Origin of the sequence: Oleomonas cavernae (assembly GCF_003590945.1) — a bacterium.
Classification (GTDB): domain Bacteria; phylum Pseudomonadota; class Alphaproteobacteria; order Zavarziniales; family Zavarziniaceae; genus Zavarzinia; species Zavarzinia cavernae.
Window position 1 is genome coordinate 679,581 of the sequence record NZ_QYUK01000011.1, and the last position, 13,765, is coordinate 693,345.

Here is a 13,765-nt window from a genome sequence, read left to right on the forward strand (position 1 = left end):
CGCCAGCAATGGGAAGGGTGAGGTGGTCGCTGGGAAGGATCGCGCCCTATGCCGCCATCCCTCCTCACCCAACCCTCTCCTCCCAGGAGGAGAGGGCTCTCTAGCTTCGCCCCACCCGGTCGGCCATGAACTGGTAGAAGTCCCAGATCGTGCCTTCGAAATCCTCCGGCCCCAGGCGGCCCGGCGTGTAGTGGCGCGAACGCAGGCCCTGCATCAGGGTCTCCAGCTTCTCGCGGTCCTCGGCATTGAAGGCATTACACAGCTCGACGTAAGGAGCGACTTCCGGCGCATGGCGATCAGGCACATAGCCGGCCACGCCCCAATGGATCGCCACCTCGTCGACCGCGGCCCCCGGGCGCAGGCACATATAGAGCGTGAAGTGCGAGGCATAGGAGACGACGAAGCTGGGGAAGACGCAGAACAGCGTGCTGTGGCGGCGATATTCCACCGGCAGGTTGGGGTGATACGGCGTGCGTTCCGGCGTCTCGGGCGAGTAGTGCGAGCGATAGGCGGTGAAATGCGCGTTGCCCTCGATCTTGGCACACAAATTGGTCGGCGTGATCGGGTGCAGGGTTTTGAGATGGGTGGCGGAGAGGTGATATCCCTCCATGAAATTTTCGGTCAGGCACTTCCAGTTGGTCTTCCAGACATCGTCCGCGGTGAAGACGCTGATCCGGTCCTGGTGCTGGAACGGGTCGATATGGGGCAGCAGGTCGGTCAGGCGCGGCGCCAGGGGGGTGGCCTTGCCGTCCAGGTTGACGAAGATGAAGTTCTGCCAGATCTCGGTCGTGAAGGCGGGCAGGGCGCAGTTGGCCTTGTCGAAGCCTTCCACCCTGTCCATGTAGGGGGCGGCCTGCAATTGCCCGTCGGTGCGATAGCTCCAGGCATGATAGGCGCAGGAGAACAGCCGGGCCGTGCCGGCTCCCCTGGCCACCACATTGCCCCGGTGGCGGCAGACGTTGGAGAGGACGCGCACGGTGCCATCCTCGCCGCGCACCACCAGCAGGGGCTCGCCCACCAGTTCGGTGGTGAAATAGTCGCCGGGCCCGGCAATCTCGCCCGCGTGACCCAGGCAGACCCATTCCCGGCGGAAAATCGCGTCCTTCTCGAATTCGAGGAATTCGGTCGAGGTGTAGAAGTCGGGGATCATCGCCCGCGCCTGCGCTCTGGGCACCTCGTGCAAGCTGGCGAGGTGCTGGCGAATGTCGGCAACGCTTAGCATTACTGTCCCCCTTGTGTTGACGAACCGGTGTCTGGCACGCCCCGTTCGACCGGGATGCCTCACTCCGCCGCTTGAGCGGATGCCGCCGCCTCGGCCGCGATCTTGCGCTCCAGGGTGCGGCGGAAGCGTAGGGGCCCGCCGTCGATGGCCAGGTCGATATTGGCCGTGCGCTTGGTCTCCTGGCCGATCTGCACGGCGTTCAGGATCGCCCGGTCCTCCTCGAATGCGGCCTGCACGCCCTTGGTCATGAAGGCCGAGGTCTCGGCGCTGTCGGGGCGGACATTGCGCATCTGGAACCAGTAGTAGCGGGTCTGGCGCTCGTTCACCGGGGTCATGAAATTATAGGAATCCATGATGAAGGTGTCGGGCGGCAGTTCCTTGTCGGGTCCGCCCTGGCCGGCCGGCGTGAACACGGCCTTGATCAGGGCAAGGCTGGGGTAACGCACCTCGTACTGCTGCAGCCGGTCGGCCCGGCCCTCGAACGTCACCAGCGGCTGATAGAGCGGCGCCACGGTGCGGTCGTACATCCAGCGCGAGACAGTGACGCCACCCTCGCTCAAGTCGACCTTCAGGGGTGTGTCCTCGCAGGCCGCCTCGCCGAACGAGCCCAGATGGACCCAGGAGACATGGCCGGGATCGAGCAGGTTGTCGGTGATCAGCATGTAGTTGCAGTCGAACAGCATCATCGGCCCAGTGTTGCGGCCCCAGGCGGGATCGTCGTAGTGCTCGACATGGAAGATCTTGTCCGGGTCGGCCAAGGCCGGGTCGCCCATCCAGATCCAGGTCAGGCCCCATTTGTCGGCGACGGGATAGCTGCGCACCTTGGCGCGGGCCGGGATATTGTCCTGCCCCGGCACCTTCACGCAGGCACCCGAGCAATCGAAGGTCAAGCCGTGATAGCCGCATTCCAGCGTATCGCCGCGCAGGCGCCCCATGGACAGCGGCAGCTTGCGATGGGGACAGGCATCCTCCAGGGCGACGGGATCGCCGCCCTCGGTGCGATAGAGGACGATCCTGTCGCCCAGGATCTGCGTCGCATGCAGCTCCCGGGTGATCTCATGACCCCAGGCCGCGACATACCAGGCGGCGTTGCGCAGATACATGGGAAGCCCTCTCAAGCAATGGGTGATCGATTTTCAAGATTGATGATGGCTAACATCGCAATCACAAAAAATGCAGAAATCATGCGATATTGTTTTAGAATAACTAAATTATGGGAACGATGCGCCGCCTGCCGCCCCTGCGTGCCCTCGAGGTTTTCGAGGCCGTCTGCCGTTTTGGCGGCGTCGCCCGGGCGGGGGAGGAACTGGGCGTCTCGCCCGGGGCGGTCAGCCAGCAATTGCGCATCCTGGAAGATCACCTGGGCCAGGCGCTGTTCAATCGCGATGGCCGGCGCCTGGAACTGACCGAGCCCGCGCGGGCCTATTTCGAACTGGTGTTCGAGGGTTTCGAGCGTCTGCGCGATGCCCACAAGGTGCTGGACCGCAACCGCGATTTCGAAGGCCTGGCGATCAGCGCTCTGCCCTCGCTGCTGCTGAAATGGCTGGCGCCGCGGGTCTATGCCTGGCAGCAGACGCGGCCCTATATCGACCTGCGCCTGGAGAGTACCCACCGCGAAGGCGTCCTGTCGGACGGCAGCGTCGACTTCCGCCTGACCTATGGCCATGGTGCCGACCTGCACCGCCATACCGCCGAACTGTTCACCGACTCGGTGGTGCCGGTCGCCAGCCCGGCCCTGGCCGTGGCGGCAACGCCGGCCCAGATCGCCGCCCTGCCGCTGATCCACATCGACTGGCGGCCCGACCATGCCAACGGCCCGGCCTGGGCCGACTGGTTCGCCCGCGCCGGCGTGGCCTACGTCGAAGAGGCACCGCCGCGCGGCTATTCCCTGTCCAGCGTGGCGCTGGACGCCGCCATCGCCGGCCAGGGGGTGGCGCTGGGCCAGCGCAGCTTCGTCGCCCAGGACCTGCGGGCCGGCCGCCTGGTCGCCCTGTCCGACCTGGCCCTGACCATGCCCGCGCCCTACCTCGTCGCCTGGTCGGAAACCACCATGCGCAAGCCCGGCGCCCGAGACTTCCTCGACTGGCTGATCGCGGAAGCGGCGCCCTTCCGCACCGCGGCGTGATATTGAGCGGACAATACTCCCTTCCGCGTCATCCCGGCCGAAGCGCAGCGTAGAGCCGGGATCTCGGGACGCCCAGGCACCGAGAACACTGGTCGCAAGATCCCGGATAATCGCTGGCGCGATTTCCGGGATGACGCTTTAATGGGGTTTGGCGCTGGGTGTGCCGACAAATTTCCAAAGCCATTTCTTTTTGTCTATACAAAACGCGGCGATCTCGGTAATGCTGGTGGCGCGTCACGACGGAGGCACATCATGGCAGGGTTCACGCTTCAACCGGGGTCTGTAACCCTTGCCGATCTGCGGCGGATCTATCACGAGCAACTGGCGGTGCAGATCGACCGTGCCGCCAAGCCGGCCGTGGAAGCTGCCGCGGCGCTGGTCCGGGCCGCGGCCCAGGGTGACGCCGGGGTCTACGGCGTCAACACCGGCTTCGGCAAGCTGGCGCATACGCGCATCGCCCCGGCGCAGACCGAGACCTTGCAACGCAACCTGATCCTGTCCCATTCCTGCGGCGTCGGCACGCCCCTGCCAGCGCCCATCGTGCGCCTGATGATGGCGCTGAAGCTGCTCTCGCTGGGCCGGGGTGCCTCGGGCGTGCGCTGGGCGATCATCACCCTGCTGGAAGACATGCTGGCCCATGACGTGCTGCCGGTGGTGCCGGGCCAGGGTTCGGTCGGCGCCAGCGGCGACTTGGCCCCGCTGGCCCATATGACCGCGGTCATGATCGGCGAAGGCGAGGCGATCTACCAGGGCAAGCGCCTGCCCGGGCGCGAGGCCCTGGCCGCCGCCGGCCTCTCGCCCGTGACGCTAGGCCCCAAGGAGGGCCTGGCCATGATCAATGGCACCCAGGTCTCCACCGCCATGGCCCTGGCTGGCCTGTTCGACGCCTGGGATCTGGGCGTTACGGCGCTGGCCAGCGGTGCGCTCAGCGTCGATGCCGCCATGGCTTCGATCGCGCCGTTCCGGCCCGAAATCCATACCTTGCGCGGCCATAAAGGCCAGATCGATGCCGGCGCCACCCTGCTGGCCCTGGTCCAGGGTTCGCAGATCTGCGAATCCCACCGCTTCGACGATACCCGCGTGCAGGATCCCTATTGCCTGCGCTGCCAGCCCCAGGTGACCGGCGCCTGCCTCGACCTGCTGCGCAGCGTCGGCCGCACGCTCGAGGTCGAGGCCAATGCGGTGACCGACAACCCGCTGGTGCTGGTGGCCGACGGCAGCATCGTCTCGGGCGGTAATTTCCATGCCGAGCCGGTGGCCTTCGCCGCCGACCAGACGGCACTGGCCATCGCCGAGATCGGTTCGATCGCCCAGCGCCGCATCGCGACCCTGGTCGACCCCTCGCTGAACTACGGCCTGCCGGCTTTCTTGAGCCCGGCCGCCGGCGTCAATTCCGGCTTCATGATCGCGGAAGTCACGACCGCCGCCTTGATGTCGGAAAACAAGCAGCGCGCCAACCCGTGCAGCACCGACTCGACGCCGACCAGCGCCAACCAGGAAGACCACGTCTCCATGGCCGCCCATGGCGCGCGCCGCCTGATCGACATGAATGCCAACCTCGCCGTGATCATCGGCGTCGAACTGCTGACCGGTGCCCAGGGCATCGAACTGCGTGCGCCGCTGAAGACCAGCGCCCGCTTGCAGGCGATCGTCGATACGGTGCGCGCACGAGTGCCGGCGCTGGCGGGCGATCGCTACATGGCGCCCGACCTGGAAGCCGCCGCCGCCCTGGCCCGCTCGGGCGCGATTGCGGCAGCCGTGGGGGCGGATCTGTTTCCACGGTTGAGCGCCTGAGATCACCGCCCCGGGGTGCCGACGGCGGTGGGGGTGTCACTCCTCGCCGTTGGCCAGGCTGAACTTGCCTTTGATCGAGAAGCGGTCGCCGGGATAGATCAGGTGCACGAAGGTGATGGGCTTGCCGCGATGGAACGTCTGGCGATCGACCACCAGGCAGGCGGCGCCGACCTTGACGCCCAGCTTGTTGGCCAGTTCCGCGCTGGCGTTGGTGGCGCGCACGGTGTGATCGACCTCCGACCAGGGGATGTTTTCCAGCAGCCATTTGCTGGGCGACCGTTCGGCGAAGGTCTCGTGCTCGACCTCGGGAAAGGCATCGAAATTGATGTAGCGGGTCTCGAGCTGCACCGGCAGCCCGTCGGCCAGGTGGATCGTCTCGAGATACAGGAGGTTGGCGCCCGCGGGCAGGGCGCCCCAGGTGATGCCGCCCTTGCCGTTGGTGATGACCTTGCGCTCGATGATGCGGTACTCATAGATCTGGTTGTTCTGCTCCAGCTCGTCCGAGACGTCGCGCAGCGGCAGGATGAAGCGTTCCTGGAACTGCCAGGATACCACCGTGCCGGCGCGCCGGTTGCGCTCCACCAGGCCATGCTTGGCCAGCTCGCTGATCGCCTTGTTCACGGTCTGGCGCGAGGTGTCGAAAATCGTCGTCAGCTCCGCTTCCGAGGGCAGCCGTTCGCCCTGCTTGTAGCGGCCCTTCAGGATCTGTTCGGTCACGGCCCGGCCGATCTGCTTGAACAGCGGCCCCTGACCGTCCAGGACGAAACTCGGCGGTTTTTGCATCGTGCACTTCTTCACTAAAGACATGGCTAGGATTGGTTGCTTTTCGCGCAGGATCAAGTGCGCCGCAATTCAGGGTGAGGGCAAGAATAATGAAGGCATACGGACCGGTCAGTTGCAGCCTGGATCTGGAAAGCGACGGCTTCCGCTCGGGCAATATCCGCCTGGACCATTCCAGCAACGAGCATGCGGCGGCCTTGATCCCGATTCCGATCCATGTCCTGAAAAACGGCGAGGGGCCTACCGTCATGCTCAGCGCCGGGGTCCATGGCGACGAGTACGAGGGCCAGATCGCCCTGCGTGCCCTGGCCCATCGCATCCCCCTGGGCGAGGTGACCGGGCGCATCATCCTGCTGCCGGCCTTCAACACGCCCGCCGTGCGCGCCGCCACCCGGGTCTCGCCGCTGGACGGCGTCAACCTCAACCGCGCCTTTCCCGGCGCGGCCGACCAGGGGCCGACCAGGGCGATCGCCGGCTTCGTGCTGCAGCACCTGATACCCTTGTGCGATTTCGCGCTGGACCTGCATTCGGGCGGCACCACCGGCCTCTACGAGGATATCGGCTACCTGACCCTGGCACCCGATCCCGCCTTGCGGGCGCGCTGTGTCGAGGCGGCGGACTGGCTGGGCGCGCCCCTGACCTACGCCACGGCCATGGGCGACACCGCCGGCGACTACGACCAGGCCGCGCTCAAGGCGCAGGTCGCGTTCCTGTCGACGGAATATGGCGGCGGCGCGGTCTTGAGTCTCAATTCCCTGGCGGCGGCACGCGGCGGCATCCGCAACATCCTGCACTGGACCGGGGTGTGGAAGCAGGCCGGGGCCGTCTCGCCCCCTGGCACCACCTATGTTACGGGCGTGGCCGGCGGCCTGGTCCTGGCGCCCGAGGCCGGGCTGTTCGAGCCGGCCTTCGAGGTCGGCGCCGCGGTCGAGGCGGGCCAGACGGCCGGCTGGATCCACGACCTCGACGAGCCGGCGCGGCCGCCCCGGCCCCTGGCCTTCGAGGCCTCGGGCCGGATCTACATGCGTCGCGCGCCGGTCATCTGTCATGCGGGCTCGATCCTTGTCGCCGTGGCGCGCCCCATTTCCCGGGACGAGGCGCTAGCCCTGGGGTGAGTGATCAAGACGCGGCGGCGAGCGTGGGCGCCACCTCGCCCAGGGCGGCGAGGAATTCCTCGCCCTCCGCGCGGGTGCCGATGGTGACGCGGATGAAGCTTGTGTAGCCGGGCTCGAGCCACGGCTTCACCAATACGCCCTTGCCGCGCAGGGCAGCGGCCACGGCAGCGCCGTCCCGGCCGCTGTCGACGAACAGGAAATTGGCCTGCGACGGGGCCAGGGCATAGTCCTGCGCCGCCAGGGCCGCCGCCAGCACCTGGCGGTTCTCGCGGATGGTGCCTGTCACCTTGGCCAGATGCGCCTCGTCGGCAAAGGCCGCCTGGGCCGCCGCCAGGGCGGCGGCATTGACCGAGAAGGGCGAACGCACCTTGTAGAGGTTCTCGATGAAATCGACCGAGTGGGCGACGCCGTAGCCGATGCGCAAGGCGGCCAGGCCGTAAGCCTTCGAGAAGGTGCGCAGCACCACCCAGGGGCCTGAATAGGTCTTCAGCCTGGCCAGAACATCGACCCGCACGGCGGGGTCGACATATTCGACATAGGCCTCGTCGAAGATCAGCAGGGTCTCGGGAGGCGTGGCGGCGATGATGCGGTCGACATCGCGCTCGCTCATCGCCACGCCCACCGGATTGGACGGGCTGGACAGGATCAGGATGCGCGGCCGCCGGGCCAGGGCCGCCACGATCGCCTCGACCGGGAACTGCCAGTCGGCAGTGAAGGGCAGGGTCACCGCCTTGGCGCCCAGCACCTGGGCGCAGATCTGGTGCAGGCCGAAACTGGGCACCGTGGTCACCACGGTCTCGCCCGGGCGCACCACCATGCGGTAGATGATGGCGATCAGGTCTTCCGAGCCGTTGCCGAAGGCCAGCCGCGCGCCTGGCACGCCCAGGTGCGCAGCAATCGCGGCACGCAGGTTGGTCTCGTCCCGGTCGGGATAGCGGAACAGGCCGGCGGCCACGTCGCGCACCGCCTCGATGGCGCGGGGCGAGGGGCCGAAGGGATTTTCGTTGCTGTCCAGCTTCACGATATGGGCCAGGCCCAGCCGGCGCTTCAGGGTCTCGGGGTGCAGCCCGGCGTTATAGATCGGCAACGAGGTCACCTCGTCGCGGATCAGGGCCTTGGTCGATTCCATTTATTTGCACCCCGCGTCCGAATGGCAGTCGGCGTTGATTGTACGGACATTAATGGCCTTGTCGATATTCTCGTTGCGCTGATCTGGCTCGGCCTTTCCGTGGGATCAGGTGGGACTGGGCTGATATCCGCAGAAAGGCTTGGCTCCAGCTTAGGCAGAGAATATGCAAAGGGCAGGGATTTATGTATTTACAAATCAAGGGGTATCGCTAAGGTTTTCTGATCTGTCGGCGCTGGGGCATGGCCCGGCCGCCGGTCGCGGCATTGAATGCAGGAAGGCGAAGGTGCGAAGATCCGTCATGACGAAACGCGCCCCTACCATCGAGGCCCTGACCGCCCTGTTCGGCGACCGGATCTCCACCGCCGCCGCCATCCGCGACCAGCACGGCCACGGCGAATCCTGGCACCCCACCGCCCTGCCCGATGCCGTCTTCTTCGCCTTGAGCGAGGACGAGGTGGCGCGGGCCGTGCGCATCTGCGCCGACCATGCCACGCCGATCGTTCCCTTCGGCGCCGGCACCTCGGTCGAGGGCCAGGTCCAGGCGGTGAACGGCGGCATCTCGATCGATGTCAGCCGCATGAAGCGCATCATCGCCGTGCGCGCCGAAGACATGGACTGCACGGTGGAGCCGGGCGTCACCCGTGTCGAACTCAACGACTATATTCGCGACTTGGGCCTGTTCTTCCCGGTCGACCCGGCGGGCGAGGCGACCTTCGGCGGCATGGCTTCCACTCGGGCCTCGGGCACCAATGCCGTGCGCTACGGCACCATGAAGGACATGGTGCTGTCGCTGCGCGCCGTGCTGCCCGACGGCTCGGTCCTGCGCACCGGCCAGCGGGCCAAGAAATCCTCCGCCGGCTATGACCTGACGCGGCTGATGATCGGTGCGGAAGGCACGCTGGGCATCATCACCGAGCTGAACCTGAAACTGGCGGGCATCCCGCAGCAGGTCTCGGCCGCCACCTGCAGCTTCCCGGACCTCAGAAGCGCCGTGCGCACGGTGGTCGAGACCCTGCAATGCGGCGTCGCCATGTCGCGCATCGAGGTGGCGGACGAGGTTCAGGTCAAGGCCTTCAACCTCTATAACAAGACCAGCTTCCCCGAGCAGCCGATGCTGTTCCTGGAATTCGCCGGCAACCCCAAGGGTGTCGCGGCCGAGATCGAGATCGTCCATGACCTGGCGCTGGGCAACGGCGGCGGCGACTTCCAGTGGGCCAATACGGAAGAAGAGCGCCGCGCCCTGTGGCGCGCCCGCTATTCGGCGGTGGCCTCGAACAAGATGCTGAAGCCCGGCGCCATGGGCATGTCGACCGATGTCTGCGTGCCCATTTCACGCCTGGTCGAATGTATCGAGGCGACCAAGCAGGATCTGCTGCGCTCATCCCTGCCGGCGCCGCTGGTGGGCCATGTCGGCGACGGCAATTTCCACCTCTACATCCTCTTCGACCCCAATGATCCCGCCGAAATGCGCGAGGCCGAGCGGATCAGCGAGGAGCTGGCCGAACGCGCCATCGCCATGGAAGGCACCTGTACCGGCGAACACGGCATCGGCCTGGGCAAGCGCAAGTTCATGAACCGCGAGCTGGGCAACCCGGCGATCGCCGCCATGCGCGCGATCAAGGCGGCGCTCGACCCGCAGAACATCATGAACCCGGGGAAAATGCTGCCGTGAGCGCACCCGAGCTCGTCCAGATCGGCCCGCTCGAAGGGCGCAAGGGCTATACCGTCCACCCCATCATCCGCATGGTGGCGCGGCGCTTGGGGCTAGGCCTGCTGACCCTGGTCCTGGTCTCGCTGATCATCTTCTTCGGCGTGAACCTGCTGCCGGGCGATTTTGCCCAGGCCATCCTGGGCCAGTCGGCGACGCCCGACTCCGTGGCGGCGCTGCGCAAGCAACTGGGCCTCGATGTGCCGGGCTATATCCGCTATTTCCAGTGGCTGGGCGGCATGTTCCAGGGTGACCTGGGGCATTCCCTGTCGGGCGACCGCGACATCGCCACCATGATCGGCCCGCGCTTCGGCAACACCATGTTCCTGGCGGTCTATGCCGCGGTGATCGCGGTGCCGCTGTCGGTCGTGCTGGGTATCCTCGCGGCGCTCTATCGCGGCAGCATCTTCGACCGGGTGGTGAATGTCGCGACCTTGAGCGCGATCTCGTTTCCCGAATTCTTCGTGGCCTATGTCCTGATCCTGTTCTTCGCGGTCCAGGCCGGCCTGTTTCCCAGCCTGGCGGAAGTCTCGCCCGGCATGGCGCTGATCGACCGGCTCTATGTCTGCTTCATGCCGGCGGTGACGCTCACCCTGGTCACCACCGCGCACATGATGCGCATGACCCGCGCCGCCATCATCAACCTGATGAGCAGCCCCTATATCGAGATGGCGCGCCTCAAAGGCATCAGCCCGGCGCGCATCATCGTCCAGCACGCCCTGCCCAATGCGCTGGCCCCGATCATCAATGTGATCGTGGTCAATATCGCTTACCTCATCGTCGGCGTGGTCCTGGTCGAGGTGGTGTTCGTCTATCCGGGCCTGGGGCAGTTGCTGGTCGACTCCGTCTCCAAGCGCGACCTGCCGGTGGTCCAGGCGGCCAGCCTCATCTTCGCCGCGACCTATATCCTGCTCAACCTGCTGGCCGACGTGCTGGCGATCCTGAGCAACCCCCGCCTGCTGCATCCGCGCTGAGGGGGACAGGCATGCTCAAGCTCCTCCGCCAGGCCCCGCCCACCGCGCTGTTCGGGCTGTTCGTCATCACCGTCTATCTGGTCGTGGCGATCTTCGCGCCGCTGATCGCGCCTTACGGCGAATCCCAGATCGTCAGCAGCCAGTACGATCCCTGGGGCGGCGACTTCTGGCTGGGTACCGACAATGTCGGCCGTGACATGTTCAGTCGCATCATCTACGGCGCGCGCAACACCATTGGCCTGGCCTTCTCGATCACCCTGCTGTCCTTCACCGTCGGCGGCCTGCTGGGCATGCTGGCGGCGGTCTATGGCCGCTGGGTCGACACGGTGTTGAGCTGGGTGGTCGATATCCTGATGGCGATCCCGCAGCTCATCTTCGCGCTGCTCCTGCTCACCATTCTGGGCACCTCGGTGCCGGTGCTGATCGGGATCATCGCGCTCTTGGACTCGACGCGGGTCTATCGCTTGACACGCTCTGTCGCCATGAATGTGGTGGTGCTCGATTTCGTCGAGGCGGCGCGCCTGCGGGGCGAGGGCCTGTGGTGGATCATCAGGCGGGAGGTACTGCCCAATGTCCTGCCGCCCCTGATCGCCGAATTCGGCATCCGTTTCTGCTTCGTCTTCCTGTTCATCTCCGCCCTGTCGTTCCTGGGGCTGGGGATTCAGCCGCCCTCGGCCGACTGGGGCTCCATGGTGCGTGACAACTCGACCCTGATCACCTTCGGCGACATCACCCCGGTGCTGCCCGGCATGGCCATCGCCCTGCTGACCATCGCGGTGAATTTCGTGGTCGACTGGATGCTGCACAAGGCCAGCGGGGCACGGGCATGAGCAAGCCGGTGGCCAAGCGGGGCGATACCCTTCTCACCATCCGCGGCCTGCATATCGAGGCGCGCACCAGCGAGGGTGCCTGGACCGAGATCGTCCATGGCGTCGACCTGGATCTGCGCCGGGGCGAGGTGCTGGGCCTGATCGGCGAATCCGGGGCCGGCAAGTCGACCATCGGCCTCGCCGCCATGGGCTTTGCCCGTGACGGCTGCCGTATCACAAGGGGCAGCATCGTCTTCGACGGTACCGACCTTGCCACCGCCGGCGAGAAGCAGAAGCGCGGCATTCGCGGCGCCCGCATCGCCTATGTCGCGCAATCGGCCGCGGCCGCCTTCAACCCGGCCCACCGCCTGATCGACCAGTTCGCCGAGGGCCCGGTGCGCCACGGCGTGAAGTCGCGCGCGCAATCCTACGCCGATGCCATCGACCTCTATCGCCGCATGCAGTTGCCGGAGCCGGAGACCATCGGCTTCCGCTATCCCCACCAGGTCTCCGGCGGGCAGTTGCAGCGGGCGATGACGGCGATGGCCATGGCCTGCCGGCCCGACCTGATCATTTTCGACGAACCCACGACCGCGCTGGACGTCACCACCCAGATCGAGGTGCTGGCCTCGATCAAGGATATTGTGCGCCAGTTCCACACCGCCGCCATCTACATCACCCACGACCTCGCCGTGGTGGCCCAGATGGCCGACCGGATCAAGGTGCTGCAATACGGCCGCGAGGTGGAAGAGGCCGAGGCGGCCACCATGCTGGCGGCGCCCAGGGAGACCTATACCCGGTCGCTGTGGGCGGTGCGCGGAATCGAGAAGGATGTGGCGCCCCAGCCTGTCACCGCCCCGGTCCTGTCGGTCCAGAATGTCACCGCCAGCTATGGCAAGGGGTTCAGGGTCCTGGAGGAGGTCTCGCTCGACGTTCACCTGGGCCGTACCGTCGCGGTGGTGGGCGAGTCCGGCTCGGGCAAGTCCACCATGGCCCGCGTCGTCTCCGGCCTGCTGCCGCCGTCGAGCGGGCAGGTGCTGCTGGACGGCAACCCCCTGCCGCCTGCCTTGCGCCAGCGCAGCCGGGCCCAGCGCCAGCGCATCCAGATGATCTACCAGATGGCCGACACGGCGCTGAACCCGCGCCAGCGGATCAAGGAAATCATCGGCCGGCCGGTGCAGTTCTATCTGGGCCTGGGCAGGGACGAGGTGACGCGGCGCGTCGCCGACCTGCTCGAGATGATCGAACTGCCCAAGGCCTATGCCGATCGCTATCCCGGCGAATTGTCGGGCGGGCAGAAGCAGCGCATCGGCATCGCCCGGGCCCTGGCCGCCAATCCCGAGATCGTCATCTGCGACGAGGTGACCTCCGCCCTCGACCAGTTGGTCGCCGAGGGCATTCTCAAGCTGCTGATGCGCCTGCAGCGGGAGTTGAAGCTCTCCTACGTCTTCATCACCCACGAACTCTCGACCGTCCGGGCGATCGCCGACGATATCGTGGTGATGCACCGGGGCCGGGTGGTCGACGCCGGTTCCAAGCAGGCGGTGCTGTCGCCGCCGTTCCACGACTATACCGCCAGGCTGCTGGCCTCCGTCCCTGAGATGGATACCCACTGGCTCGACAAGCTGCTGGCCGCGCGGGCGTCATGACCATCGAGATCCTGGTCGACGCCGATGCTTGTCCCGTGAAGGCCGAGGTCTACAAGGTCGCCGAGCGTTACGGGGTCAAGGTGATCGTGGTCGCCAACAGCTTCATCAACCTGCCGCGCAATCCCCTGTTCGAACGGGTGACCGTGGGCGACGGCTTCGATGCGGCCGACGACTGGATCGCCGAACACGCGACACCCCGGTCCATCGTCATCACCGCCGACGTGCCGCTGGCCGACCGGGCCGTGAAGGCGGGCGCCCAGGTCATCGGCCCCACCGGCAAGACCTTCACGGAAAGCTCGATCGGCATGGCGCTGGCGACCCGCAACCTGATGACCGAATTGCGCGCCGCGGGCGAGCAGACCAGCGGCCCGCGGCCGTTTTCCCCCAAGGACCGTTCGGCCTTCCTTTCGGCACTCGATCAGGCGATAAACCGGCTCAAGCGCAGCAAGGGGTGAATGCC

The 13,765-nt window shown here is 66.5% G+C and carries 12 protein-coding genes; 8 read left to right on the forward strand and 4 right to left on the reverse strand.

What is annotated here, in order from left to right; all coding sequences use genetic code 11:
* Nucleotides 1-100: 100 nt before the first annotated feature.
* Nucleotides 101-1,222, reverse strand: coding sequence for an aromatic ring-hydroxylating oxygenase subunit alpha (locus tag D3874_RS06770; protein ID WP_119777402.1), 1,122 nt, complete (start codon nucleotides 1,220-1,222; stop codon nucleotides 101-103).
* Nucleotides 1,223-1,281: 59 nt separating this feature from the next.
* Nucleotides 1,282-2,325 carry an aromatic ring-hydroxylating dioxygenase subunit alpha gene (locus D3874_RS06775; protein WP_119777403.1) on the reverse strand — a complete coding sequence of 348 codons (1,044 nt, stop codon included), beginning with the start codon at nucleotides 2,323-2,325 and terminating at the stop codon, nucleotides 1,282-1,284.
* 110 nt (nucleotides 2,326-2,435) lie between these two features.
* Here D3874_RS06775 and D3874_RS06780 point away from each other — a divergent pair, with 110 nt between their 5' ends.
* Together D3874_RS06780 and hutH are read left to right on the forward strand one after the other, a co-directional pair.
* Nucleotides 2,436-3,347: a LysR substrate-binding domain-containing protein gene (locus tag D3874_RS06780; RefSeq protein WP_119777404.1), complete on the forward strand. Its 912-nt coding sequence runs from the start codon at nucleotides 2,436-2,438 to the stop codon at nucleotides 3,345-3,347.
* A 252-nt stretch (nucleotides 3,348-3,599) separates the two neighbouring features.
* A complete protein-coding gene (gene hutH, locus D3874_RS06785; protein WP_119777405.1) occupies nucleotides 3,600-5,141 on the forward strand; it encodes a histidine ammonia-lyase in 1,542 nt (513 codons plus the stop codon).
* A gap of 36 nt (nucleotides 5,142-5,177) precedes the next feature.
* Here hutH and D3874_RS06790 read toward each other — a convergent pair whose 3' ends face one another.
* Nucleotides 5,178-5,924: a UTRA domain-containing protein gene (locus tag D3874_RS06790; protein WP_158595872.1), complete on the reverse strand. Its 747-nt coding sequence runs from the start codon at nucleotides 5,922-5,924 to the stop codon at nucleotides 5,178-5,180.
* An 89-nt stretch (nucleotides 5,925-6,013) separates the two neighbouring features.
* On the opposite strand from D3874_RS06790, the gene D3874_RS06795 reads away from it, so the two are divergent.
* Nucleotides 6,014-7,036, forward strand: a complete 1,023-nt coding sequence (locus D3874_RS06795) for a M14 family metallopeptidase (protein ID WP_119777407.1) — start codon at nucleotides 6,014-6,016, stop codon at nucleotides 7,034-7,036.
* Between the two features lie 4 nt (nucleotides 7,037-7,040).
* Here the strand turns inward: D3874_RS06795 and hisC are convergent, their stop codons facing one another.
* Nucleotides 7,041-8,165 (reverse strand): histidinol-phosphate transaminase, encoded by a 1,125-nt coding sequence (gene hisC, locus D3874_RS06800; RefSeq protein ID WP_119777408.1) that lies wholly within the window; start codon nucleotides 8,163-8,165, stop codon nucleotides 7,041-7,043.
* Between the two features lie 298 nt (nucleotides 8,166-8,463).
* Between hisC and D3874_RS06805 the strand changes: the two genes are divergently transcribed.
* The 5 genes from D3874_RS06805 to D3874_RS06825 are packed head-to-tail and all read left to right on the forward strand — an operon-like array spanning nucleotide 8,464 to nucleotide 13,760.
* The gene (locus D3874_RS06805; protein ID WP_119777409.1) at nucleotides 8,464-9,837 is read left to right on the forward strand and encodes an FAD-linked oxidase C-terminal domain-containing protein; all 1,374 of its coding nucleotides are present in this window, start codon (nucleotides 8,464-8,466) and stop codon (nucleotides 9,835-9,837) included.
* On the forward strand, nucleotides 9,834-10,847 hold the full coding sequence (locus D3874_RS06810) for an ABC transporter permease (RefSeq protein ID WP_233559863.1): 1,014 nt from the start codon (nucleotides 9,834-9,836) through the stop codon (nucleotides 10,845-10,847). The genes D3874_RS06805 and D3874_RS06810 overlap by 4 nt, the downstream gene beginning before the upstream one ends.
* Nucleotides 10,848-10,858: 11 nt before the next feature.
* On the forward strand, nucleotides 10,859-11,677 hold the full coding sequence (locus D3874_RS06815) for an ABC transporter permease (protein WP_119777410.1): 819 nt from the start codon (nucleotides 10,859-10,861) through the stop codon (nucleotides 11,675-11,677).
* Entirely contained in the window at nucleotides 11,674-13,305 is a 1,632-nt protein-coding gene (locus tag D3874_RS06820; protein ID WP_119777411.1) for an ABC transporter ATP-binding protein, read from the forward strand. The genes D3874_RS06815 and D3874_RS06820 overlap by 4 nt, the downstream gene beginning before the upstream one ends.
* Nucleotides 13,302-13,760: a YaiI/YqxD family protein gene (locus D3874_RS06825; RefSeq protein WP_119777412.1), complete on the forward strand. Its 459-nt coding sequence runs from the start codon at nucleotides 13,302-13,304 to the stop codon at nucleotides 13,758-13,760. The genes D3874_RS06820 and D3874_RS06825 overlap by 4 nt, the downstream gene beginning before the upstream one ends.
* Nucleotides 13,761-13,765: the final 5 nt, after the last annotated feature.